Source organism: Bradyrhizobium sp. HKCCYLS20291 (assembly GCF_051167715.1).
Taxonomy (GTDB): domain Bacteria; phylum Pseudomonadota; class Alphaproteobacteria; order Rhizobiales; family Xanthobacteraceae; genus Bradyrhizobium.
Genome location: NZ_JBNPTO010000002.1, coordinates 764356 through 789381 on the forward strand (window position 1 = coordinate 764356; position 25026 = coordinate 789381).

At 66.9% G+C, this 25026-nt stretch carries 20 protein-coding genes; 8 read left to right on the plus strand and 12 right to left on the minus strand.

Annotated elements, in window-relative coordinates; all coding sequences use genetic code 11:
- Positions 1 to 81: 81 nt before the first annotated feature.
- Entirely contained in the window at positions 82 to 1452 is a 1371-nt protein-coding gene (locus ACQR07_RS07625) for an ATP-binding protein (protein WP_434901683.1), read from the minus strand.
- Positions 1442 to 2209: a response regulator gene (locus ACQR07_RS07630; protein ID WP_434901684.1), complete on the minus strand. Its 768-nt coding sequence runs from the start codon at positions 2207 to 2209 to the stop codon at positions 1442 to 1444. The genes ACQR07_RS07625 and ACQR07_RS07630 overlap by 11 nt, the downstream gene beginning before the upstream one ends.
- A gap of 221 nt (positions 2210 to 2430) precedes the next feature.
- Here ACQR07_RS07630 and ACQR07_RS07635 point away from each other — a divergent pair, with 221 nt between their 5' ends.
- The 3 genes from ACQR07_RS07635 to ACQR07_RS07645 are packed head-to-tail and all read left to right on the plus strand — an operon-like array spanning position 2431 to position 7185.
- The gene (locus ACQR07_RS07635) at positions 2431 to 3906 is read left to right on the plus strand and encodes an efflux transporter outer membrane subunit (protein ID WP_434901685.1); all 1476 of its coding nucleotides are present in this window, start codon (positions 2431 to 2433) and stop codon (positions 3904 to 3906) included.
- 34 nt (positions 3907 to 3940) lie between these two features.
- Positions 3941 to 5224, plus strand: a complete 1284-nt coding sequence (locus ACQR07_RS07640) for an efflux RND transporter periplasmic adaptor subunit (RefSeq protein ID WP_434901686.1) — start codon at positions 3941 to 3943, stop codon at positions 5222 to 5224.
- Positions 5224 to 7185, plus strand: a complete 1962-nt coding sequence (locus ACQR07_RS07645) for a MacB family efflux pump subunit (protein WP_434901687.1) — start codon at positions 5224 to 5226, stop codon at positions 7183 to 7185. The genes ACQR07_RS07640 and ACQR07_RS07645 overlap by 1 nt, the downstream gene beginning before the upstream one ends.
- Positions 7186 to 7398: 213 nt before the next feature.
- Here the strand turns inward: ACQR07_RS07645 and ACQR07_RS07650 are convergent, their stop codons facing one another.
- The 6 genes from ACQR07_RS07650 to asd form a co-directional block, all read right to left on the minus strand.
- Positions 7399 to 8298 carry a DUF3313 domain-containing protein gene (locus tag ACQR07_RS07650; protein WP_434901688.1) on the minus strand — a complete coding sequence of 300 codons (900 nt, stop codon included), beginning with the start codon at positions 8296 to 8298 and terminating at the stop codon, positions 7399 to 7401.
- A gap of 220 nt (positions 8299 to 8518) precedes the next feature.
- On the minus strand, positions 8519 to 10723 hold the full coding sequence (locus ACQR07_RS07655) for a xanthine dehydrogenase family protein molybdopterin-binding subunit (RefSeq protein WP_434901689.1): 2205 nt from the start codon (positions 10721 to 10723) through the stop codon (positions 8519 to 8521).
- A gap of 4 nt (positions 10724 to 10727) precedes the next feature.
- Positions 10728 to 11744 carry an FAD binding domain-containing protein gene (locus tag ACQR07_RS07660; RefSeq protein ID WP_434901690.1) on the minus strand — a complete coding sequence of 339 codons (1017 nt, stop codon included), beginning with the start codon at positions 11742 to 11744 and terminating at the stop codon, positions 10728 to 10730.
- Positions 11741 to 12250, minus strand: coding sequence for a (2Fe-2S)-binding protein (locus ACQR07_RS07665; RefSeq protein WP_434901691.1), 510 nt, complete (start codon positions 12248 to 12250; stop codon positions 11741 to 11743). Before ACQR07_RS07665 ends, ACQR07_RS07660 begins: the two co-directional genes overlap by 4 nt.
- A 110-nt stretch (positions 12251 to 12360) precedes the next feature.
- Positions 12361 to 13305, minus strand: a complete 945-nt coding sequence (locus ACQR07_RS07670; protein WP_434901692.1) for an NUDIX domain-containing protein — start codon at positions 13303 to 13305, stop codon at positions 12361 to 12363.
- 106 nt (positions 13306 to 13411) lie between these two features.
- Positions 13412 to 14287, minus strand: coding sequence for an archaetidylserine decarboxylase (gene asd / locus ACQR07_RS07675; RefSeq protein ID WP_434901693.1), 876 nt, complete (start codon positions 14285 to 14287; stop codon positions 13412 to 13414).
- Positions 14288 to 14322: 35 nt separating this feature from the next.
- Between asd and ACQR07_RS07680 the strand changes: the two genes are divergently transcribed.
- On the plus strand, positions 14323 to 15987 hold the full coding sequence (locus ACQR07_RS07680) for an aminotransferase class III-fold pyridoxal phosphate-dependent enzyme (RefSeq protein ID WP_434901694.1): 1665 nt from the start codon (positions 14323 to 14325) through the stop codon (positions 15985 to 15987).
- Positions 15988 to 16085: 98 nt separating this feature from the next.
- Here ACQR07_RS07680 and ACQR07_RS07685 read toward each other — a convergent pair whose 3' ends face one another.
- From ACQR07_RS07685 to ACQR07_RS07695, 3 genes are all read right to left on the minus strand, one after another.
- Positions 16086 to 16718, minus strand: coding sequence for a hypothetical protein (locus tag ACQR07_RS07685; RefSeq protein WP_434901695.1), 633 nt, complete (start codon positions 16716 to 16718; stop codon positions 16086 to 16088).
- Positions 16719 to 16862: 144 nt separating this feature from the next.
- Positions 16863 to 17552, minus strand: a complete 690-nt coding sequence (locus ACQR07_RS07690; RefSeq protein WP_434901696.1) for a class I SAM-dependent methyltransferase — start codon at positions 17550 to 17552, stop codon at positions 16863 to 16865.
- 51 nt (positions 17553 to 17603) lie between these two features.
- Positions 17604 to 18659: a glycosyltransferase family 4 protein gene (locus ACQR07_RS07695; protein WP_434901697.1), complete on the minus strand. Its 1056-nt coding sequence runs from the start codon at positions 18657 to 18659 to the stop codon at positions 17604 to 17606.
- Positions 18660 to 19002: 343 nt separating this feature from the next.
- Here ACQR07_RS07695 and ACQR07_RS07700 point away from each other — a divergent pair, with 343 nt between their 5' ends.
- The 4 genes from ACQR07_RS07700 (at position 19003) to ACQR07_RS07715 (ending at position 24394) form a co-directional block, all read left to right on the plus strand.
- Positions 19003 to 19710 (plus strand): L,D-transpeptidase, encoded by a 708-nt coding sequence (locus ACQR07_RS07700; RefSeq protein ID WP_434901698.1) that lies wholly within the window; start codon positions 19003 to 19005, stop codon positions 19708 to 19710.
- Positions 19711 to 19979: 269 nt separating this feature from the next.
- Positions 19980 to 21620 carry a DUF4403 family protein gene (locus ACQR07_RS07705; RefSeq protein WP_434901699.1) on the plus strand — a complete coding sequence of 547 codons (1641 nt, stop codon included), beginning with the start codon at positions 19980 to 19982 and terminating at the stop codon, positions 21618 to 21620.
- A gap of 649 nt (positions 21621 to 22269) precedes the next feature.
- A complete protein-coding gene (locus ACQR07_RS07710) occupies positions 22270 to 23010 on the plus strand; it encodes a response regulator (protein ID WP_434901775.1) in 741 nt (246 codons plus the stop codon).
- A gap of 10 nt (positions 23011 to 23020) precedes the next feature.
- Positions 23021 to 24394: an ATP-binding protein gene (locus ACQR07_RS07715; RefSeq protein ID WP_434901700.1), complete on the plus strand. Its 1374-nt coding sequence runs from the start codon at positions 23021 to 23023 to the stop codon at positions 24392 to 24394.
- Positions 24395 to 24458: 64 nt separating this feature from the next.
- Here the strand turns inward: ACQR07_RS07715 and ACQR07_RS07720 are convergent, their stop codons facing one another.
- Positions 24459 to 25004: a PRC-barrel domain-containing protein gene (locus ACQR07_RS07720; RefSeq protein ID WP_434901701.1), complete on the minus strand. Its 546-nt coding sequence runs from the start codon at positions 25002 to 25004 to the stop codon at positions 24459 to 24461.
- Between the last annotated feature and the right edge of the window lie 22 nt (positions 25005 to 25026).

Below are 25026 nucleotides of genomic sequence, written 5' to 3' on the forward strand. Positions count from 1 at the left end.
CTGACGCTCTCCCTCGACGTCAGCAAGCGCCAAGGCCCTGCCGGTTCGATACCGGCGGGGCCTTGTCTCGTCGGCGACCGCTCACGCCACCTTGGCCGCGACAGCCGGGGCCGGCAGTACGGCCCGCAGCGGCAACGACAGCCGCACGCGCAGGCCGCGCGGCGTGTTCGGCATCAAGGCGATGCCGCCATCGTGCTTCTTCATGATCTCCTGCGCGATCGACAGGCCGAGGCCGAAGCCGCCCGCCGAGCGCGCCTGGTCGAGCTTGACGAACGGCTCCAGCGCGCGCGCCTGCAAGGCCTGCGGAATGCCCGGGCCGTCATCGGCGACCTCGATCGCGATCATGCCGTCGGACGCGGCCGACAGGCTCACCACCACCTCGCTGCCGTGCTTGACGGCGTTCTCGACCACGTTGGTGACGGCGCGCGACAGCGCGCGCGGCCGGCCCTCGCAGACCAGCCGCGACGGTCCGTCGAAGCTGACGGCGTGGCCGACATCGGCGAAGTCGCAGCAGATCGTTTCCAACAGGCTCGCCAGCTCGATGCGCGCCGGCTGCTCGGCCTTGGTGTCGTCGCGTAAGTAATCGAGCGTCTCGTCGAGCATGCGGCTGACCTGGTCGATGTCGCGCAGCATGGCGCTGCGCATGTCGCCCTGCCCGATCCGCTCGGAGCGCAACCGCAGCCGCGTCAGCGGCGTGCGCAGGTCGTGGCTGATCGCCGCCAGCATCCGCGTGCGGTCGTCGAGCAGCGCGCGGATGCGCGCCTGCATGTCGTTCAGGGCCTCGGCGACCTGGACGATCTCACGCGGACCGCGCCGGCTCAGAGCCTCCTGCGCGCCCGGCGAGCGGCCGAACGCTGCCGCCGCGCGCGCCACGTCGGACAGCGGCCGGATGATGGCGCGCGCCGCATAGATCGACAAGAGCACGCCGAGGATCAGGATGAGGAACAGGAACACCGCGGCCGGCTTGAGCACCATCGACCAGAACTCCAGCCGCGGCACGTCGTCGAACACCAGCGCACGCTCGCCGTCGATCTGCACGATGATCTGGGTCGGCGGCGCCGCGCCGTAGCTGACGCCATGGAGCAAGGTGACGTCGCGCAGCACGGCGAGCTGGCGCCGCGCCAGTTTCGAGGTCAACGGCACGTTCGGTACCGGCTTCGCCAGCAGCGTCAGCGAGGTCAGCGGCACCAGCTCGACCTGAATGCCGGAGCTGCGCAGGCTGGACAGGCTGCTCTCCACCGCCACCGGATCGTTCGCGGCACGGACGAAGTGCACCGCCTCGGCCACCCGCGCGACGCCGTAGGCCGGCGATTCCTGCTCGTCCGGCGGATCGAGGAACATCAGCGCGGCGGCGATCATCAGGACCATGCCGAACAGCACCGACAGCGATGCCAGCGTCACGATCTGCGTGGTGAGGCCGAGCCGCGGACACGTCTTGCGATCAGGCTTCATCGAGGCTCTCGACCTTTGGCGTGAAGACGTAGCCGCCGAGGCGCACGGTCTTGATCAGGCTCCAGCTCCTGGCGCCGGGCTCGATCTTCTGCCGGATGCGGCTGATGTGAACGTCGATGCTGCGCTCGACCGGACCGGCCTGGCCGCCATGCGCCAGCTCGATCAGTTGCTCGCGCGACAGCACCCGTCCGGCGTTGCGGCAGAATGCGAGGAGGATATCGAACTCGGCGCTGGTCAAAGTGATCTTGACGCGGTCCGGATCGAACAGCGTGCGCGTCGCCGGCTCGATGCGCCAGCCGTCGAAGCTCATCGCCGCCTGGCGCGCGGCGATCACCGCCGGATGCAGTTGCGAGCGGCGCAGCAGCGCACGGATGCGCGCCACCAGCTCGCGCGGATTGAACGGCTTGACCACGTAGTCGTCGGCGCCGAGCTCGAGACCGAGAATGCGGTCGATGTCCTCGCCCTTCGCGGTCACCATGATGATCGGCACGGTGGAGATCTGGCGCAGCCGGCGGCAGATGCTCATGCCGTCCTCGTCGGGCAGCATCAAATCGAGCATGATGAGATCGACCTGCTCGCGCTGCAGGACGTCGTTCATCGCCGCCGCTGACGACACGAAGCGCGGCGCGAAGCCGTGCTCCTGCAACAGCTCGGTGAGCAGCGCCGCGATCTCGCGATCATCCTCGACGCAAAGGATGCGCGCAGCGGCCGGCATGTTCGCGTCGACGGCCACGACGGTATTGTGTGACGACATCATGCGCAGAACATGGTCGATCTGCGCCGAAAAGAACAGCCTGAACCGGCCTGCGATCGTGGCAAAATCAAGCTGTATTGTTAAGGCGGAAACATTTCTTCACGCGACTTAATCCTGCGCAATGGGCGCTGCGCCTAGGGTCGCGGCATCAAACAAGCATCAGCAAGGAAGCCCGTGGCTCTTCGGCCAGCGCGGTCCTGCCCCAACCGCGACAACCTCAGCCCGTGAAGCCCATCCTGCTCGCCCTCTGTCTCGCCATGCCGCTGCTCGCCGGTTGCGCCGTCGGGCCCGACTACGTCAAGCCGGATTTCGGCGCGCCGCAGCGCTGGAGCAGCGATCGCAGCCGGCCCGCTCAGGCACTCAAGCTCGCGCAGTGGTGGCGCAATCTCGGCGACGCGGAGCTCGGTCGGCTGATCGGCGAGGCGGTGGGCGGCAATCTCGACGTCGCGGCCGCGAAAGCCCGCATCCGCGAGGCCCGCGCCACGCAACGCCAGGCGGTCGGCGCGCTGCTTCCGTCGGTGAGCGGCACCGGCACGGCAACCGAGACCCGCAGCGCCGGCACGGCGACGAGCGGCATCGCGATCGCGCCGACGACGTACAGCCAGTACCAGGCCGGCTTCGATTCGAGCTGGGAGCTCGATTTGTTCGGCGCCAACCGCCGCGCGGTTGAAGCCGCGGCCTACGGCGTCGACGCCGCGGAGGACGATCTGCGCGCGACGCTGCTGACTCTCATCGGCGACGTCGCCTCGAACTACATCGACGCGCGTGCCTACCAGGCGCGGGCGGCGCTGGCACGGCGCACCGCCGCCTCGCAGCGCGAGACCGCGGCACTCACCGAGCGCAAGCAGGAGGCCGGTTCGGCTTCCGCGGTCGACACCGCCAGAGCGAGCGCGCTGGCCGCCAGCACGGAAGCCACCATTCCGAGCTACGAGAGCAGCTATCAGCAGGCGGTGCACCGCCTCGGCGTGCTGCTCGGCCGCGATCCCGCCGCGCTGAGCCAGCGGCTGGCGCGCACGCTGCCGATCCCCTCGCCCCGCCTGCCACTGCCGAAGGGCATTTCCGCCGACGTGCTGGTGATGCGGCCGGACGTTCACAAGGCCGAGCGCCAGCTCGCGCAATTCACGGCCAAGATCGGACAGGCGACCGCCGCGCTGTACCCGGACGTCAGCCTGACCGGCACCGTCTCGACGACGGCGCTGAAACTCGGCGATCTCGGCAAGAGCTCGACCATCGGCTGGTCGATCGGGCCGAGCGTCTCAGTCCCGATCTTCAACGGCGGCAAGTTGCGCGCCGCCGTCGAGATCGCCGAGGCGCAGCGCGATGAACATCACGTGGCGTGGCGCAGCGCCGTACTGAGCGCACTGGAGGATGTCGAGAACGCCATCGTCGGCCTCGGCCAGGAGCGGCTGCGCATCCGCAGCCTGAGCGAGTCGGCGCGGCGGTATGGCGAAGCCGCGCGGCTGTCGCGCGCGCTGTACCAGACGGGATCCAGCACCTTCCTCGACGTGCTCGACGCCGAGCGCTCGCAGTTCAGCGCCGAGGACAGCCTGCTCGCGAGCCGCGCCACGCTCGCAAAGAACTACGTGGCGCTGGCCAAGGCGCTGGGCGGCGGCTGGACCGGCCCGGTCGACAGCTCGGCGCCCGAGATCACCGACGAGGGCACGGGGCCACATCTCGCACAGACCATGATGCCCAGGTGACGGGCCGTTCCAAGCATCAAAAGCGAACTGTTCCATGAATGCACCCCTGCCCCAAATGCCCCGGCCGGACGCGACGGATGCGAGCCTCTCGTCGCCGACGAGGCCGAAGCGACCGCGCCGCCGAGCGTGGCTCGCCATCGGCTTGGCCGTGGTACTCACCGCCGGCCTGATCGCCAACAGATACAGGAACAATCCGAACGCGAACCTGGTGACGGCCCCCGTCACCGTCGGCGACATCGAGCAGACGGTGCTGGCCACCGGCACGTTGAAGCCGGTCAAACTCGTTGCGGTCGGCGCCCAGGCATCGGGGCGTCTGGTCGCGCTCAATGTCAAGCTTGGCCAGAAGGTCAGGGCCGGCGATCTGATCGGGGAGATCGATTCCCTGACGCAGCAGAATACGCTGCGCACCAACGAAGCGAGCCTGCGCAACGTCCGCGCCCAGCGTGACGAGAAGCTGGCAACGCTGACGCTCGCCGAGGCCAATCTGGCGCGGCAGCAGACGACGCTGGCGCAGAAGGCCTCATCGCGCGCCGACTATGACAGCGCCGAGGCCAGCGTGAAGCAGACGCAGGCGCAGATCGCGCAGCTGGAGGCGCAGATCATCGAGGCCGAAGTCGCGATCGAAACCGCGCGCGTCAATCTCGGCTACACCAGGATCACGGCCCCGATCGACGGCACCGTGCTGTCGATCGTCACCCAGCAGGGCCAGACCGTGAATGCCGTGCAATCGGCACCGACCATCGTCGTGCTCGGACAGGTCGAAACCATGATCGTGCGCGTCGAGATTTCGGAAGCAGATGTCGTCAGGGTGCGGCCCGGACAGAACGTCTACTTCACGATCCTCGGCGATCCCGACCGCCGCTACCAGGCGACGCTCGGCACCATCGAGCCCGCCCCGGAATCGATCAAGAGCGATTCGAGCTTTTCCTCGACCACGACCACGACGTCGAGCTCTAGCACGTCGTCCTCCTCCACGGCGATCTACTACAACGGCGTCTTCGATATCGCCAATCCCGACGGGCGGCTGATGACCTACATGACCGCCGAGGTCCACATCCTGCTCGGCGAGGCCCGCAACGTGCTGACCATCCCCTCGTCCGCTCTCGGCAACGCCGCGGCCGACGGCAGCTATCCCGTGCGCGTGCTCGACGGCGCCGGCCAGCTGGAGAAGCGCAGCGTGCGGATCGGCCTCAACAACAAGATCCGGGCGGAGGTGACGTCCGGCCTGCGCGAGGGAGACCGCGTCGTCATCTCCGCGCCCGACCAGGGCCCGAAGCAGACGATCATGCCGCCGCCGCCCAACGCCGGAGGCATGTGATGGCGGACCTCCTCATCGACCTGCAGGATGTCGGCCGGCGCTACGCGTCGGGCGAGAGCACGGTGCATGCCTTGCGTGGCGTCGACATCCGGATCGCGCGCGGCGAGATGGTCGCCATCATCGGCCAATCCGGCTCCGGCAAATCGACCTTGATGAACATTCTCGGCTGCCTCGACCGGCCGACCTCCGGCAGCTACCGGATCGCCGGCCGCGAGATGAGCTCGCTCGATCCGGACGAACTGGCGGCGCTGCGCCGCGAGCATTTCGGCTTCATCTTCCAGCGCTATCATCTGCTCGGCGAGCTCACCGCCGCTGAGAACACCGAGGTGCCGGCCGTCTATGCCGGACTCGGGCCGGAGGCACGCCGGGCCAAGGCGGAGCGGCTGCTGCAGCGGCTCGGCATGGGCAGCCGCAGCGGCCATACGCCGGGGCAGCTCTCGGGCGGCCAGCAGCAGCGGGTCTCGATCGCCCGCGCCCTCGTCAACGATCCCGACGTGATCCTCGCCGACGAGCCGACCGGCGCGCTCGATCGCGCCAGCGGCGACGAGGTGCTGCGCATCCTCGACGAGATCAGCGCGTCCGGACGCACGGTCATCATCGTCACGCATGATGCCGGTGTGGCGCAGCGGGCGCGGCGCATCATCGAGATCCAGGACGGCCGCGTGATCTCCGATCGGCCCAATCCGCAGCGATCGGTCACGACGCCGGCCGCAGCGGTCGAGGACCATCCCGCCGCGATGTCGTCGTGGTGGCGCAGCCAGGTCGATCGCTTCCGGGAAGCGGCGCGGATGGCGCTGCTCGCCATGAATGCGCACCGGATGCGCGCGTTCCTCACCATGCTCGGCATCATCATCGGCGTCGCGTCGGTCATTATGGTGCTCGCGCTCGGCAGCGGCTCGCAGGCCAGGGTGCTGAAGGACATCAACCGGCTCGGCACCAACACGCTCGAATTCTTTCCCGGCAAGGATTTCGGCGACACGCGCTCCGGCAAGATCAGGACGCTGGTGCTCGCCGACGCCAGGGTGATGGCGCAGGAGCCTTATGTCGATGCGATTTCGCCGACGGTGTCGACGACGAGCACGCTGCGCTTCGGCGCGACCGAGGTCAGCGCGCAGATCTCGGGCGTGGGCGAGCAGTATTTCCGGGTCAAGAACACCGAGCTCGCTGAGGGCAGCTATCTCGATGCCGACACGGTGCGCTCCTATGCGCAGGATGCCGTGATCGACGACAATGCGCGCAAGGCGCTGTTTCCCGATCCGGATGTCAGCCCGCTCGGCAGCGTGATCCTGATCGGCAAGGTGCCGTGCCGGATCGTCGGCGTGACCAAGCAGCAGCAGGCCGGGTTCGGCTCCAGCTCGACGCCGATCGTGTATCTGCCCTACACCACGGTGCAGGCGCGATTCCTCGGCAACCAGGTGCTGCGCAGCATCAGTGTTCGCGTCGACGAGGCGACGCCGATGGCCACGGCCGAGCGCGCCGCGACGGCGCTGCTGACGGCGCGGCACAATGCCAAGGACTTCTTCGTCCTCAACACCGACGACATCCGCAAGACGGTCGAGAGCACGACGCAGGTGCTGACCTTGCTGGTGGCGGCCATCGCCGTGATCTCGCTCTTGGTCGGCGGCATCGGGGTGATGAACATCATGCTGGTGTCGGTGTCGGAGCGCGTCGGCGAGATCGGCGTGCGCATGGCGGTCGGCGCCAGGCGCAGCGACATCCTGATGCAGTTCCTGATCGAGGCGGTACTGGTGTGCCTGCTCGGCGGCGCGCTGGGGCTCGCCCTCGCCGTCGGATTCGGCGCGGCATTCAATGCCCTCGACCTCGGCTTCCAGCTGATCTACTCGCCGCTCGCGATGGCCGGCTCCGCCCTGATCTCCATGGCCATCGGCATCGCCTTCGGCTACACGCCCGCCCGCAACGCATCGCGGCTCGATCCGGCAACGGCGCTGGCGAGGGAGTAGGAATAGGCCCTAATTCGATGAGAGAAGATGAGAAAAGAGACCATGAGAGCGATGGTCGAGCGCTCACCGCAACGGCAGCATGCTCCCTCTCCCCGTGAAGAACGGGGCGAGGGGGCGCACTGCCATCGCGGCCGCCGCCAGACTCTCACACCAAAGGCTGCTGCGCGACTCTCTCGCCTGTTAGTCCCGGATCTTCGTGGTCTGCGCCCGCCCCTACCGCTTCGCCGCCATTTGCGTCCCCGCCGGCGCGTCCTTCGCGACGGCGCCCTTGTCGACCCATTCGGGCGGGGCGCCGAGGCGGTTGGCGACCATGCCTATCAGGCCCGGGTCCCGGCCGAACGCTTCGCAGGCCGCGTTCTTCGGCTTGCCGCCGAGGGCCGCGCCGATGCGGTCGATCGATGGCAGCTTGGGGGCTTTGCCGAATGGCGTTTCACCCGTGATCAGCATCTGGCCGAAATCAGCGCTGAACGAACCGGCGAGATCATAGGCATCGCCCGCCTGCGACAGCACCGGCGAGTTGGTGAACGAGTTGGCGCCGCGCGCCCACACCATCGCAGCCTGCTGCTGGCCTTTGCGATCGAGCGCTTCGGCTTCGATCGTCAGACTGCCGAGTCCGATCGGCAGCCGCGGCACCGGCACGGGAACGCCGAGCGCGCCGGACACCGCGGAGACGACCTTGGAAGCCCCCGCGGCGACCGGATCGGTCGGGCTGGCCTGGGTGATGAAGGTGCGCGTGGTCAGATCCGCCCGCTCGTTCGGCGCGACGACGGTGAAGCGTTCGCTCAAATTGAGGCACAGCGCACGGTCCACCGCGTTGGCCACCAGTTGGCGCTGCTCAACGGTGAGCACCGCGCCCGCCTCCCCGGAAAACGATGTCGGCATGATGCGGATGGTCGAGGCCGCGAGCACCGTATCCTTGTTGACGTCGAGCAGCGACTTGGCGAGCACGCCGTTCGATTCCGCCAGCGCCTGATAGGAGCGGAGCGCGCCGCTCTGCGTCATCGGCGCGGTGGCGCAGCCGGCGAGGCTCAGGCCCGCGCACATCACCACAAGACGGACGCCGATCGTTCCACGAATGGATCTGACGAAAGCCCTGACCTTGCCGTCGACCATGCCCGGACCGCCCTGCTCTGTGAATCGCCCATGGCGGGCGGCGCCTGCTTGTCCTCCGACAATTCGGACAGCGTGGGGCGGAAGCGTGGAAGAATGTCACGGCAACCGCGCCAACAAAGGAGAGAGTGCGGCGAGTTTGTCGCAGCCGTGGCGTTCATGCACCAAGCCGCGATGCCGTGGCACAGCCTCTGCGGCAACCATGTTCGAGATCTACCTACGCTCACCCCGCTAGCTTGTCCAAGGTGATCGGCAGGTCGCGCACGCGCTTGCCGGTGGCGTGATAGACTGCATTGGCGATCGCGGCGGGCACGCCGACGATGCCGATCTCGCCGACGCCCTTGATGCCCATCTTGTTGATGATGCGGTCCTCCTCCTCGACGAAGATCACCTCGATGTCGTGAATGTCGGCATTCACCGGCATGTGATACTCGGCGATGTTGGCATTCATGATGCGCCCGAAGCGATGATCAATCTGCGCTTCTTCGTGCAGCGCCATGCCGATCCCCATGACCACGCCGCCCATGATTTGGCTGGCGGCCGTCTTGGTGTTGAGGATGCGTCCCGCCGCGACGGCATTGACGATGCGCGTCACCCTGATGACGCCGAGCTCCTCGTCGATCTTCACCTCGGCGAAGACCGCCGAATGCGTGTTATGGGCGTGCTTGTCGTCGTCCTCGAACTCCGAGCCGCGCTCCTTCTCGATGCGGTCCATGCCGCCATGGCGCATGACCTCCGACATCGCCACCGACCGGCTACGGTCGGCAATCGCGACGACGGCGCCGTCGGCCAGGGTCACCGCGTCGGCGGTCATTCCCTGCAGTGGTGAGTCCGGCATGGTCTGGGCCATCTTCAGCAGTTCGGCACGAATATCGTCGGCGGCATTGACGATGGCGTGCGAGATCGATGCCGCCGTCCACGAGCCACCCTCGACCGGCGCCTTCGGCAGGCTGGAATCGCCGAGCTTCACCGTGATGCTGTCCATGGGAACGCCGAGCATGTCAGCGGCGACCTGCGCCATGATCGTGTAGGTACCGGTGCCGATGTCGGAAGTGGCGCTTGCCACTTCGACATGGCCGTTTGCGGTCATGACGATGCGGGTCGCAAACGGCATCTGCAATGCTTCCCAGGCGCCGCTCGCCATGCCCCAGCCCACCAACTCGCGGCCGTCGCGCATCGAACGCGGCTCTGGATTGCGCTTCGACCAGCCGAAGGCGTCGGCGCCCTGCTGATAGCACTCCTTCAGTCGCTTGCTCGAGAACGGCAGGTTCTTGTCCTGGTCGCGGTCGGAGTAGCAGCGCAGCCGCAGCTCGAGCGGATCCATCTTCAGCGCGACGGCGAGTTCGTCCATGGCGCACTCCAACCCATAGACGCCGCTGGCGGCGCCGGGCCCGCGCATGTCACCCGGAGTCGGCACGTCGAGCCTGGCAAGACGATGCGTCGCGCGCGACGTCTCGGAAGTGTAGAGCACCTCGCCCCAGCCGATGTCGTTGCGCGAGAACGCCTCGTGCTGCGAGGTCATGGCGATCGCCTCGTGGGTCAGCGCCGCCAGCGAGCCGTCCTCGCGTGCGCCGAGCGCCAGCCGCTCGATCGTCGCCGGGCGATAGCACAGGCCATACATCTGGGCGCGGCTGAGCACCACGCGCACCGACCGCTTCAGCTTGAGCGCCGCCATAGCCGCGAGCGCGACCTGGTATTGCGGCCGCAGGCCGGAGCCGAAGGCGCCGCCGACGAACGGCGACATCACGTGGACCTCCTCGGCCTTCAGCTCGAACACGCTGCAGACATAGCGCTGCACGTTCTGCACGCCCTGGGTCTTGTCGTAGACCACGAGCTTGCCGCCGTCTCTCCAGAGCACTGTGGATGCGTAGAGCTCCATCGGATTGTGGTACTCGATCGGCAGGCCATAGTCGGCGTCGTGACGCACGGGCGCGCCGGCCAGCGCCTTGGTCGCATCCCCGCGTGGCTTCACCGGCTTGTCGACCTTGAACGCCTGCTCGCGTTTGGCATGGAGGTCGGTCGCGAATTCCTCGGTGTGATAGCTGATTTCGAGCAGCGTCGCCGCGAAGCGCGCAATGTCCTCATCCTCGGCGACGACGAGCGCGACCGGCTGGAAGTTGAAATGCACCCGGTCGTCGTAGAGCGGGCGATAGGGCGAGCCGTCTTCGGGCGCGACCTCGTCGCGGTAGCCGTCATCCTTGTCCGCCATGCGGACGCGGTTGGTGTGAGTCAGCACATCGATGACGCCCTCGACGGCTCGCGCGCGGCTGCTGTCGATGCTGACGATGCGGCCTCTCGGGATGGTGGAGCTGACGACGACGCCGAAGGCGAGATCGGGCGCGGTGAACTCGCCGGCATATTTTGCGGCTCCGGTGACCTTGGCGCGGCCGTCGACGCGGGAGGTGGCAGTGCCGATGTGAGCTGTCATGCGATCACCGGATGGTCTTGATGGATTGGATCTGCGGCGTGCCGTTCGCGGCCTGCGTCAGCGTACGAATGATGGCGCGGCGGGCGAGCGGGAGCTTGAAGGCGTTGTGCCGGTAGGGCTTCGCATCCCTCAGCAGAATGTCCGCCGCCCGGCCGAACGCCTCAGGACTCGGCGTCTGTCCGCGCAGAACCGATTCCGCGGCCTCGCTGCGCCACGGCTTGTGGGCGACGCCGCCGAGCGCGAGGCGGGCTTCGGCGATGCGATCGCCATCGCGCGCGAGCGCAGCGGCCACCGAGACCAGCGCGAACGCGTAGGACAGGCGGTCGCGAATCTTGAGATAGCTGTAGTTCGCGGCAAAGCCCTGCGCCGGCAGCTCGATGGCGGTGATGATCTCGTCGGCCTGCAGCGTGTTGTCGAGATCGGGGCGATCGCCGGGCAGCCGGTGAAAGTCGGCAAAGGCGATGACGCGCTCGCCCTGGGTCCCGGCAACGTGCACCGTGGCGTCGAGCGCGGCGAGCGCGACGCACATGTCGGAGGGATGGGTGGCGATGCAGGCCGCGCTGCTGCCGAGGATCGCATGGTTGCGATTGAGGCCCTCGGTGGCGGAGCAGCCTGCGCCCGGCTTGCGCTTGTTGCAGGGCGTGGCGACATCGTAGAAATAGGCGCAGCGCGTCCGCTGCAGCAGGTTGCCGCCGGTCGAGGCCATGTTGCGCAGCTGCGCCGAGGCGCCGGCGAGGATCGCGCTCGCCAGCAACGGATAGCGGCTCTCGATCAGGGGATGATAGGCCAAGGTGCTGTTCGGCACGAGCGCGCCGATCCTGACGCCACCGGCTCTGGTCTCCTCCACCGTGGTCAGCGGCAGCCGGCTGATATCGATCAGGCGGGGGGGCTGCTCGACCCGATACTTCATCAGGTCGATCAAATTGGTGCCGCCGGCGATGAACTTTGCATCGGGCGCGCCTGCCTTCAGCCTGACGGCATCAGCGACATCGCTGGCGCGCGCGTACTCGAAATTGTTCATCGGCTGCCTCCCATCGCCTGCTCGATCGCGCCGACGATGTTCGGATAGGCGCCACAGCGGCAGATGTTGCCGCTCATCAGTTCGCGGATCTCGTCTCTCGTCTTCGCCCTGCCCTCGGCGATCAGGCCGGCGGCCGAGCAGATCTGGCCCGGCGTGCAATAGCCGCATTGAAAGGCGTCGTGGTCGATGAAGGCCTGCTGCAGCGGGTGCAGCTCATCGCCCTTGGCGAGCCCCTCGATGGTGGTGATCTCGGCGCCGCCCTTCATGACCGCCAGCGTCAGGCAGGACAGCACGCGACGGCCGTCGATCAGCACGGTGCAGGCGCCACACTGGCCGTGATCGCAGCCCTTCTTGGTGCCGGTGAGATCTATGTGATTGCGCAGGAGGTCGAGCAGCGTCGTCCACGGGGCGACAGACAGTGTCCGGCTCTCGCCATTGATCCGAAGCGTGATGGACAGCGGTGCAGGTTTGGTCAGAGGTGCGGCACTCTCGCGCGACGGGCTCATGCGGGTGTCTCCGTTGACGGACCCCCTTCAACCCGCCATGGCGCGATTGGTTCTCAACGATTTTTCGGACGACGGAAGGCGCGCCTGTCTCAGGAAGATGCGCGCCGCGGTCAGGCGGCGCGGCCGAGCCAGGCCCGCATCTTCTGGGCCAGGGTGCGCGGCCGGCCGTCCGGCGCGTCCGTGGCTGCCGCGTCGGCATGCTCGCGCGACGCACCGCCCGCGTCCGCGGGTGGCATGGCCGGAGACGGGTCCTCGCTTTGACGGCCGCTTTCGGCAGCCGGTGCCGCCGGTGGCGGCACGAGTGATTTGATTGCCGCGGCGACGGCCTCGATGCGCGCGAGATCCGCCGGCACGCGCTCCGGCGCGTCAGGCTGCGTGACAACTGGATCGCTCGGCACCGGCAACGGAGTCATGTCGGGAGCCGCGGGCATCGGTGCCTGCTCCAGCACGGGCTCGGGCGTCGACTCGACGATCGCCGCGGCGGGCTCCAGCACGGGAACCGAAGCGTCGGGGAGCTGCGACGGAGTCGGCTGCTCCGTCACGCGGCTGCGACGCCGCCGGGCCGGCGCCGGCTTCTCCACTGCCGCATTCTCTGCAGGCGCCTTGCTCGCCGGCTCGAGTGCGGGCTTCGCGCGGGTCTTGCGGATCAGCCCGGCGAGCGCGTAGGGCCCGACCGTTTCCAGGAAGGTCTTCTCGTGATCGCGCGACAGCCGCTCCACCGCAGCGTCGAGCGGCAGCCAGTCCACCGCGCGAACGTCGTCCATCAGCGGCTGCGACGCCTCGCCTGCCGCCTCCATGCGCCAGTAGTGCACGACCTTGGAGCGCGTGCCGGTATCGTGCACCAGCGTGCCGAGGAATTCGTGCACGGTCACCTTGTGGCCGGTCTCCTCCAGCACCTCGCGCTTGGCGGCATCCCGCGGCGTCTCGCCGTCGTCGAGCTTGCCCTTCGGCAGCACCCATTCGTCGCGCTTGCGCAGGCGCACGACCGCAATCCGCGGCGGTTGCTCCCGCCGCAGCACGATGCCCCCTGCCGCCACGATCGGCGCTCTCGCCATCGCCTCTCCCATGCTGCCGGTTGCAGCCCGCTGATTCGCCAGTTCAACGCCAGGACATGACGACGCGCAACGGCGAAATCGAGCTTGGGTTCCCAGTAGCTCACATTCACGGCGCGGCGACGCGCCTGCGCCACAGTGGCTGGCCGGCTCTGATCCTCGTGCCCTCGGCGATGCCAGAAGCGAATGTGAAGTCGCCCGGCGCGAGCAGGATGATGGTCGAGCCGTGCTCGAACCAGCCGAGTTCGTCGCCTTTCGCCACCTGCTTGTTGCAGACATAAGAGAGCGGCCGTTCGGTCTGCGCATTCAATACGCGGTCGAGCGCATGCAGGCGGATGCTCGCAACCAGGATCGCGGCGACCGGCACGATGGTGAACGGCTCGCCTGTCGCGAGATGCGTGCGAATCACGGCGCGCTCGTTCTTGCAGAACAGCCGCTCGACGCGCTTCAGCGCGATCGGATTGACGTTCCAGACGTCGCCGTGAATCAGGCTGACATGTTCGAGCGTCATATCCGCAGGCGCATGGAAGCGATGATACATGCTCGACGTCAGCCGGATCGTGACGAAGCTGCCATTGCGATGGGTCTCGACGACCGCGGGATCGGCGACCAGCTCCTTCAACGAATAGGGTGCGCCCTTGATCTGGTAGAGCTCGCCGTCGCGGATCAGTCCGTGGGCGCCGATGATGCCGTCCGACGGAGTTGTCACCACGGCAGGATCGGGATCGAACGGCCGCAGGCCGGGCTTCAGCTCGCGCGTGAAGCAGGCGTGCAGGCTCTTGAACTCGCTCTCCTTGGCCTCGGACAAATCGAGGTCGGAGAACAGCTTCCATAGCGCGATCGAGGCGTCGCGCAAGAGCGGGTTCTCGATTCTAGAGAACCAGCCCATGAAGCGGGTCAGCGCGGCGCGCGGCACGCGGTTGGTGAGCAGGAAGTTGAGGTCTTCCTGTTGGGTGACGGAGGCGATCAGGCTTTTGACTGTCATGAATCTGTCAGCAGGAGTGGTTAGCGCTTTGGGACATGATGGAAAACTCGATTCCTTATGTATCGCTCGCCGTTGGCGCTGCCGTGACAGCCGCAATGGCCCCGAAGGTGAAGGCCCGCATCGAACTGTCGCGCGCCAAGCACCGCTCGCTGGCCGGCCATTCCAAGATGTCCCGCCGGATCTCCAAGCTGATCCCGCGCTATGAGTTCGACATCGACGATTTCTTCTGCTCGGACGGCGCGCCCCCGGCGATCGCCACGCAGCGGCAGGACGGATTCTTCCAGCTCGGCGCGCTGTTCCAGGACCGATTCGCCAAGAGCCGCGCGCTGACGGCGGAAGCCGCGAGCCGCATCTCCGACCTGCAGTTCACCCAGAGTTATCGCGTGCCGTTCCAGTACAGCCGGCTGGTCAAGGAGCAGCTCGGTGCCGGCTCGTTCATGCAGTCCTCGTCCGGCGTGACGATCACCGATCTCGACGGCAACCAGTTCTACGACCTCACCGGCTCGTACGGCGTCAACATCTTCGGCTACGACTTCTACAAGGAGTGCATCGCGGCCGCCGAGCGGCGCGCGCAGGCGCTCGGCCCGGTGCTCGGGCTGTATCATCCCGTCGTCGCCGACAATGTGAAGCGGCTGACCGAACTGTCCGGCATGGACGAGGTGTCGTTCCACATGTCCGGCACCGAGGCTGTCATGCAGGCGGTGCGGCTCGCCCGCTACCACACCGGCCGCTCGCATCTGGTGCGCTTCGCCGGCGCCTATCACGGCTGGTGGGGCGACGTGCAGCCCGGCGTCGGCAATCCGATCGCGCCGCACGAGACCTATACGCTGGCCGAGATGTCCGAGCGCACGCTGCATATCCTGCGCACCCGGCGCGACATCGCCTGCGTGCTGGTCAATCCGCTGCAGGCGCTGCATCCCAACGGCAACGCGCCGGGCGATTCGGCGCTGGTCGATTCGTCGCGCAAGGGGCGTTACGACCGCGCGGCCTACACCGCCTGGCTGAAGCAGCTGCGCGAGGTCTGCACCACCAGCGGCATCGTGCTGCTGTTCGACGAGGTCTTCCTCGGCTTCCGCCTCGCGCCCGGCGGTGCGCAGGAATACTTTGGCGTCAAGGCTGACATGGTGACCTATGGCAAGAGCCTCGGCGGCGGCCTGCCGATCGGCGTGGTCTGCGGCAGGAAGGAACTGATGCGCCGCTTCCGCGACGACCGCCCGGCCGACATCTGCTTCGCCCGCGGCACCTTCAACTCGCACCCTTACGTGATGACGGCGATGGACGAGTTCCTGAGCCGGCTCGACAGCCCGAACTTCCGCGCGATCTATGACGGCCTCGACGACACCTGGAACGGCCGCGCCGCGCAGCTCAATGCGGAGCTCAGCAAGCGCGACCTGCCGGTACGCGTGTCCAACATGCAGTCGATCTGGCTGGTCGAATACACCGCGCCGTCGCGCTACAATTGGATGCTGCAGTTCTATCTGCGGGCCGAGGGCCTGGCGCTGAGCTGGGTCGGCACCGGCCGCTTCATCTTCAGCCTGAACTACACAGACGCCGATTTCGCCGAGGTGACGAAGCGGTTCGTCGCGGCTGCCGGCAAGATGAAGCAGGACGGCTGGTGGTGGAATGACGGCAAGCTCACCAACAAGGCGATCAAGCGGCAGATCCTGAAAGAGATGCTCGGCGCCGTGGTCCGGCGCTGAGCCATTCTCACAGCGTTGGGCGTCCGACATCGATAGTCCCCACAAACACCGATGCCCGGGGCTGGCCCGGGCATCGCGCCGTCCTGATGGCATCACGCTCAGGCGTGCTGCTCTTCGAGGCCGTCGCCGATCAGATCGAGGCCGGGGTCGATCAGTTCGCCGCGCAGCAGGGCGATCGGCGCCTTGCGGTAGAGCATGAAGTCGTTGAAGGGATCGGTGAGGATCTTGGTCATCCAGACCAGTCCGGTCTCGACGTCGCGGATGAAGAACAGCTGGATGGTGCGGAACATCAGGCCGCCGACGCCGATCATGAGCCACAGCTTGGCGGTCTCGCGGGCGAAATCCATCGCGGTGGCCCAGGGCGAGAACAGGCCGAAGAAGGACGGCTGCAGATACAAGACGGCCGGCGCTGCGGCCCAGATCGTCATCAGCACGACCTTGCGCTGCAGATTGTAGCCGACCTTGATCTCTTCCTTGTGCTCGTGCGTCGCCTGGTTGATGTGATCGTAGCCGCGCGGCTCGAAGAAGAAGTGTCCAGCCTGGCGCGAGGTCATCGACACCAGCCAGCCGATCAGCGCCGAGATCAGCGGATCGAACACCATCATCACATAGGCGATCATGAAACTGACCGCGCTGACGAAATGCAGGCTCTGATTGATGCGGCTGTGATGATAGTAGCGATGGTCGTCCCAGCGCTGGATCCGCAGCTGCTCCAGGAAGTGCTTGATCATGGTTGCTCCGAAGAATGAGTTGCAGGTCGTGTAGAGGGATTCGATGTAGGTCGTGTGACATCATCAAGATGTCACGCGACCGGACGCGGGGAAACGCAGCGAACTATGAGGAAGGAGGCAAGGACCGGAGACGGCTGCCGCGCCTCAGGCAGCGGTAGCGAGATCCATCTTGCGGAAGCGGACCAGCGAGAAGTGGCCGAGCGGCGGAATCAAGCGGCGCTCGACCAGCTCCATGCGCTGTGCGCCGGCGAGCCAGCGCATGTAGCGCGACCAGCCGAACTCGGCGGTGCGGAAGCCGAGCCGGCGCACCACCGGCTGCAGCGCCTGCTCGATCACCCGGCGCAGGCCGTCATCGGCGCTGACGCGGGTCAGGATGATCAGCTCGCCGCCGGGGCGCAGCACGCGGGCGAACTCGTCGAGTGCGACCTCCGGATTGGGCACGGCGGTGACGACATATTGCGCCATCACGACGTCGAAGGAATCATCGGGAAAGTCGAGGTTCTCGGCATCCATCACCGCGAGCCCCTCGACGTTCTTGAGCCGCTGCTCGGCGACCCGGCGCATCGCCTTGCCGAGCATCGCCTCGGAGATGTCGGTGCCGAACACGCGGACATGCGGCGCGTAGAGCGGCAGCGAGATGCCGGTGCCGACGCCGACTTCGAGCACGCGTCCGCCCAACTTGTTGGTGGCCGAGATCGCGGCCTTGCGGCCCTTCTCGAACACGCCGCCGAACACGAGGTCGTAGACCGGCGCCCAGCGGTCGTAGGCCTGCTCGACCTGCTCGCGGTCGAAATCGAGCTCACGCGCGCCGCCGAGCTTCATGGTTTCTGCCATCGGTACATCTCACTACGTTTGGATTGGATCTGAAAACGAAAGGGTTGGCGGTCAGCCGCGCACCGCGCTCTGGCCGGCCAGGATCGGTGCAGGACGAACGACGCGCGACGGCTGCAGCACCGCGAGATTGCCGATGAACTGGCGCGCGCTGTTCTCCCAGGAGCGGTCGAGCGCGAAGGTGCGGCACTCGGCGCGCGACATCGTCAGCGCCTTCAGGCAGGCCGCGCGCAGATCCCAGTCGATCGCACCCACCGGATGATCGGCAATGACGTCGAGCGGACCGGTGACAGGGAACGCCGCGACCGGCGTACCGCAGGCGAGCGATTCCAGTTGCACCACGCCGAACGTGTCGGTCAGGCTCGGAAATACGAAGACATCAGCGGCCGCCATGTGCGCAGTCAGATCCTTGCCGGTCTTCTCGCCGAGGAAATGCGCGGTCGGGAAACGCCGCGCGAGCTCGGCCTTGGCCGGACCGTCGCCGACCACGACCTTCGACCCCGGCAGATCGAGCGACAGGAACGCTTCGAGATTCTTCTCGATCGCGACGCGGCCGACGCTCATGAAGATCGGGCGCGGCAGATCTAACGCGGCCGGCTCGTCGGGATTGAACAGTGTGGTGTCGACGCCTCGCGTCCAGAAGCCGAGACGCTTGAAGCCGCGTGTAGCGAGTTCCTGCTTGAGCGAGTTCGTAGCCACCATGGTCATCGCGGCGGCGTCGTGGAAGCGGCGCATCACCCAATAGCCGACCGCGTCGGGAATACCGGTGCGCACCGAGACATATTCCGGGAAGCGCGTCGTGTAAGAGGTGGTGAACGGCAGGCCGTTGCGCAGGCAGTAGCGCCGCACCGCCCAGCCGATCGTGCCTTCAGTCGCGATGTGGATCGCATCCGGCGCAGCCGCCTCGATACGGCGAGCGATCTCGCCGGCCCGCGTGATCGCGAGCCGCAGGCCCGGATAAGTCGGCACGCCGAACGAGGCGAACCCTTCCGGCGTCAGGAAGGTGATGTCGTAGCCGAGGCCCGCAGCGGCACGCGACAAGGAGGTGAGCGTGCGTACCACGCCATTGACCTGCGGGTGCCAAGCGTCGGTTGCGATTAAGATCCGCATAAGGCGATCCGGAAAGTTGCAGCGATTCTGAACGTCCGCAAAATCCGACATTGTTATTTCAGGCGTGTGACGTCATCGAACTGTCGAAGGCTGTTTTTGCGCCCACCCACCGCCCGCGCCTGCAATCTGCGCGCTCGCTGTCGTGAAACCGTCATGAAACAAACGGTTAAGCCGACGAAACCGTTTTACTTGCAGCGCGCAAACGCAATGAAACTTTTCTCCCTTATGAGTTGCAGCATCAAGGAGCCGGACGAAGCGCTCCGAAAGTGATGACAGGCAACTGATTTCAAGCGCGCAGGCTGAGACAACAGCCGCGCAACGGCGATCAAACAGGGGGACGTTCATGGTCACGTCAGGCACGACCCGTTGGCAATCCCGCATCCTCTTTGGCGCACTTCTGGCCGGCGCGGTCGCGAGCGCGTCACCGACGCAGGCCGCGTCCCCTGCTCCGTTCCCCTTCCCGTTGCTGCTGCCGCCGCCGGTCGCGAGCTATGAGCCGCCGGCCACCGCGCCGCAGCTCGTCGATCCGCGCGAGGACGACGCGACTTATGAGTTGCCTGCGCGCCTGCGCCGCCAGGTCGTGAACTACACGACCCGCGAAGCCCCGGGTACCGTCATCATCGACACCCCGAATACCTATTTGTACTACGTGCTCGGCAACGGCCAGGCGATTCGCTACGGCATCGGCGTCGGCCGCGACGGCTTCACCTGGTCCGGCGTGCAATCGGTGACCAGGAAGGCTGAGTGGCCGGACTGGACGCCGCCGCCTGAGATGATCGCGCGCCAGCCTTATCTGCCGCGCCACATGGCTGGCGGCCCCGGTAATCCGCTCGGCGCCCGCGCGATGTATCTCGGCGGCACCGTCTATCGCATTCACGGCACGAATGCCCCCGATACCATCGGCACCCATGTATCGTCGGGCTGCATTCGCCTGACCAATCAGGACGTGATCGATCTCTATTCCCGCGTGACCGTCGGCGCCAAGGTCGTCGTGCGGCCGATGGAACGCCGCGCCGATCTTGGCCGAGTTCTTGGCCGCGTGACGCGCTGATCGGCGCGACACATCGGCTCCTGCCTTTTCCTACTTGCTTCCTCCCAGCTTCGCTCTTCCTCCCAGACTTGGACCGCCGTGGCCTCGCGCTCCGGCGGTCCTTTTTTTGCCCGGCGTGTTCACCATCACGCCGGATTGATGGCATCCCGCCGCAGGTGCTGCTCTGGCGCGCCTCCGTCCAGCCCTGTAAACTCGGCAATCTCGCATTAACCGTGATCTCGCCGCCGCGGCGCGCCGACATCGCGGCAGCTGGAGTCCGTGGACCCGACATGAAGCTTCCGACGCCGCCACCGGATTGGCAGGGCAGGCCTCATCCGCTCGCTCCGAAATCGCAGCAGCGGCCGCCGCGACGCTCGCCGCCCCGGCTGCGAACGGCCCTGATCGGGGTTGCCGGCCTTGCCGCGCTGGTCCTGATCGGAATCATCATCGCCGAAGTGTTCCTGTTTTCCGGCAGCACACCGGCGCCGCAGCTCGCCGAGCTGCCGCCGTTGCCGCCGGCGACCCGCAACTCGATCATCATGGCGCCGGTCTCGATTTCGCTCGGAGCGATCCGGGATGCCGCCGAGAAGGCGACGCCACGCAATTTCTCGGGCAAGTCCGACAATCCGGTGTCTCAGCTGCTGCAGAATGCCGACATCGGCTGGACGGTCTCGCGCGGAGCGATCGCCGCGACGGGCGCACAGGATACGCTGTCGCTGATGACGCCGCTCTCGGGCCGGCTGAACGTCACGGGATCGCTGTCTGCGAAAGCGACCGGCGCGCTCGGTGACGCCATCGGCGGGCTGCTCGGATCGGACGCCGCCAGCAAGATCGGCGGCATCAACATCAAGAACCTGAACGCCACCGCCGACATCAAGGGCAGCGTCATGATCTCGATGCGGCCGCGGCTGGCCGTGTCCTGGTATGTCGAGCCCAATTTCGCGGCCCAGGTCAATCTCGGCGACACCGCGCTGACCGTCGCCGGCGCGCGCGTCAACGTGCCGGCGCAAATGAAGCCGGTCATCGACAAGACCGTCAATGAACAGCTCAGTGCCCTCAGCGAGCGGCTGCGCAAGGACCCGACGCTGAGACGAAATGCGCAGATGCAATGGTCCCGCGCCTGCCGCTCGGTCCCGCTGCAGGGCTCGGCGCCCGGACTGCCGCCGGTCTGGCTCGAGATCAAGCCGACGCGCGCGCTCGCAGCCCAGCCGGTGATCGATGCCAACGTCGCGACGGTGACGATGGGCATCGAGGCGGAAACCCGGGTGACGCCGGCAGAGACCAAACCCGAATGCCCGTTCCCCGAGAAGCTCACGATCGTTCCGCCGACCACCGGGGGCATCAACGTCGCGGTCCCGGTCGACGTGCCCTTCACCGAGCTCACCAAGCTCGTCGACTCGCAGCTCGCCGGCCGGACGTTCCCCGAGGACGGCTCCGGACCGGTCGCCGTCACCGTCAAGCATGCGACCGTCACGCCCTCGGGCAACCGGCTGTTGATCTCGCTGCAGGTCAAGGGCAAGGAGAAGGAGAGCTTCTTCGGCTTCGCTGCTGAGGCGACGGTGCATATCTGGGGACGCCCCCTGGTCGACCAGGCGCAGCAGATCCTGCGCCTCGCCGACCTCCAGCTCGCCGTCGAATCGGAGGCCGCGTTTGGCCTGCTCGGCGCCGCGGCCCGCGCTGCGGTTCCGCATCTGCAGCGCGCGCTGCTGGAACGGTCAGTGGTCGATCTCAAGCCGTTCGCCGACAATGTCCGTGAGAAAATCGCGACAGCGATTGCGGAGCTGCAGAAGAACGAGAACGGCATCCGCGTCGACACCGACATCAACAATCTGGCTCTGACCGACATCGCCTTCGATGCCAAGGTGCTGCGCGTGATCGCCTCGGCCGAGGGCACCCTGTCGGTCCGGGTCAACACCTTGCCGGGCCTGTAGTCCGCGGTCCTGCAACGGTCCCATGCGCGGCATCGCCGACAACGCGTTCGGCCAAGCGCTGGAGCACGACGCTGCCGACGTCGTGAAGGAGGCCGGCTCCCCAGTGAAGAACGGGAAGAGGGAGCGCACCAGTCGTGCGACAATGGCCGGTGTCGCACCGACAGCGAGTAGCCATCTGCTTGTGAAGCGTCGCCCGCTCCGCGTGGACGGTGCAACCTCTCCCCGCCCTTTGCGGGGAGAGGTCGGATTGCGCAGCAATCCGGGTGAGGGGCATGGCACCGGCGGTGCTACATGACGGCTCCATCGGACTCGTACGTCGGTGCCAATTGCTACACCGCTCGTGCGGCTGCCCCTCACCCCAGCCCTCTCCCCGTGAAGAACGGGGAGAGGGAGCGCAGCGGCGCTCGGAGCGAGGGCTCAGTTCATCAATCAGTGCTGATTTGACCCTCTACGGCGACATTGCGGACATTGCATCGGTAGTCGGGTGCAGCAAAGCCAGTATCGCGTTCATCCATCACGCTTGACGCACCCACACGAAAGCCGCAACACGGGTCTAGCTGATGTCCAGGCCGTGCCCGACGTTGCCGCCAGGAAACATTTCGCAACAAAAAACTTCGCAAAACGCCGCGATTCTAGGTCAATTGACGGTATGGCCCAGACACAACCCCACATCCTGGTCGTCGAGGACGACCGCGAGACGCGGACGCTGATTGCGAAATATCTGCGCAACAATGCCTGCAACGTGACGACCGCGACCGATGGCCGCGAGATGACCCGCATCATGGGAGATCACCGGATCGACCTGCTGATCCTCGACGTGATGCTGCCCGGCGAGGACGGCCTGACCTTGTGCCGCAAGCTGCGCGCGGAATCGCAGGTGCCGATCATCATGCTCACCGCGCGCGGCGAGGACGTCGACCGCATTCTCGGTCTCGAGATGGGCGCCGACGACTACCTGCCCAAGCCATTCAATCCGCGCGAGCTGCTCGCCCGCATCAATGCGGTGCTGCGCCGACAGGCGGCCGCGATGACCGCGAGTGCGACCGAAGGTGCGACCGCGCTGAGCTTCCTCGGCTGGAAGATCGACTTCCGCCTGCGCGAGCTGCGCAACCCCGAAGGCGCGCGCGTGGCGATGACGAGCGCGGAGTTCGACCTGCTGCGCACATTCTGCGAACGGCCCGGTCGCGTGCTGTCGCGCGACAGCCTGCTCGACCTGACGCAAGGCCGCAGCGCCGGCTCGTTCGAACGCTCGATCGACGTTCTCGTCAGCCGTATCCGCCGCAAGATCGAGCCTGATCCGCAGGAGGCCACGATGATCAAGACCGTGCGTTCCGGCGGCTACATGTTCACGCCCGTCGTCGAGGTGTTGACCGCGCCGCAGAGCCATTGACGGAGCGGTGATGAGGTCGTTCGGCTTTCTCAACCTGAAGGGAATCCGCGGCCAGATCACGGCGCTGGTGGCGATCTCGATCGTGGCGCTCCACGCCATCATCACGGCGGCATTCTTGTTGTATCGCGCCGAGCAGCCCTCGGGTGAGAACGAGGCCGGCCCGTTCCAGCTCGCCACCGTCGTCCACGTTCTCGGTCGCGCCCCCGCCGACGAGCGGGCCCGGTTGCTCACCGACATCGCCCGCGCCTATCCCGAATTCGACATCAAGGCGCAGTCCGGGCCGATGCAGGCCGATCCAGCGCAGCAGGCGGCGGAGAAAGACGGCTGGCGGGGTGGCGGCGAAGCGGATGGCGGACACGGCCCCGGCGGCTTTCGTGGTCTCGGCCCCGGCTACCGGGTCTTCATGCCGCCGCCCGGATCGCCCCTGCACCGTGTCGTCTTCGCGCTTCCCGACGGCGAGCTGATCTCCGCCAAAACGCCCGACCGGCCGCACCGGCCGCCGTTCTGGGGCGCGCCGTGGCTGACGACGATCCTGTTCGCGCTGATCAGCACGACGCTGCTCGGCCTGTGGGCCGCACGTGCGCTGACCTCACCCTTGTCGAGCTTCGCGAAGGCCGCGGAAACCTTCAGCCTCGATGGCGACTCCGCCGCCCTGCCCGAACGCGGCCCCGAGGAAATCCGCTCGCTGGCGCGCGCCCTGAACCGCATGCGTCAACGCATCACCGCGCTGATGAACGACCGCACCAAGATGCTCGCGGCGATCAGCCATGACCTGCGGACGCCGCTCACCCGCATGCGGCTGCGCTGCGAGTTCGTCGAGGATGAGCTGCAGCGCAGCCGCATGCTGGCCGACCTCGATCAGATGCATGCGATGCTCGGATCCGTGCTGTCGTTCCTGCGCAACGGCCGCAAGCTCGAGCCGATGACGCTGGTCGACATCGCCAGCATCCTGCAGCTCGTCGCCGACCAGTTCGCCGACGTCGGGCACGACGTGACCTATGTCGGGCCGACGCACGCCATGGCCACCGTGCGGCCGGACGATCTGCTGCGCTCCGTCACCAACCTGGTCGAGAATGCCGCGAAGTACGGCAAGCTGGTCGTGATCAGGCTGACCGTCTCCGGATCGTGTCTGACCATCGACGTCGAGGATGACGGTCCCGGCATCGCCGATGCGCTCAAGCCGACCATGCTGGAGCCGTTCGTGCGCGGCGACGACGCCCGCAACATGGACGAAGCCACCGGCTTCGGACTCGGACTGTCGATTGCAAAGGCGATCGTCCAGGCGCATGGCGGAGAGTTGTCGCTGCACGACCGCAGGCCCTGCGGACTCGTCGCGCGCATCGAGCTGCCGCTCGGCCGAACCACACTCCGTCCTGCCGCCTGACGCGCGAACGCGCCCGGACTAATCCGGGCGCGCCGTGTCGCTCAAATCAGGCCGTCGGTCCGAATTACTCCGAGTACTTGAACTCGGGCATCGACTTCAGCTGATCCTTGGTGGCGTTGATCATGGCATGGTCGGGATACCAGCGGTTCTTCGACGAGCTCATCGAGGACGACGACGAGGTACCTGTAGCGGCGCCAGTCGTGGTGGTCGAAGCGGGCGGCGTTGTCGAGGCCGGCGGCGTGGTGCCGGCCGGGGCATTGGCTGCAGTGCTCGCCTGAACCGGCTGATCTGAGAACTTCAGCTGGTCGAACGCGACGGCCACCATGTGCTCGCCCATGCCGAGGAAGCCGCCGACACCGATCACGACGCCCTTGATGGCGCCGCTCTTGTCGACGAGCATGTCGTCGATCGAGCCGACGTTCTCGTTGTTGTTGTTGTAGACCTTGACACCGACCAGCTTCGAGCTGCGCCAGTCACCCTGATAGGACGCCGCTGTGGTGTCGCTCTTGATCGTGGTGCTGGTGGTCGTGGTGGTGCTCTCCGCGGCGAACGCCGCGGTCGCGAGCAGCAGGGAACCGGCGAGGCCGGCCGCAACAGTCTTCATCACCATGTGGTGTCTCCTCTCAGTGAAT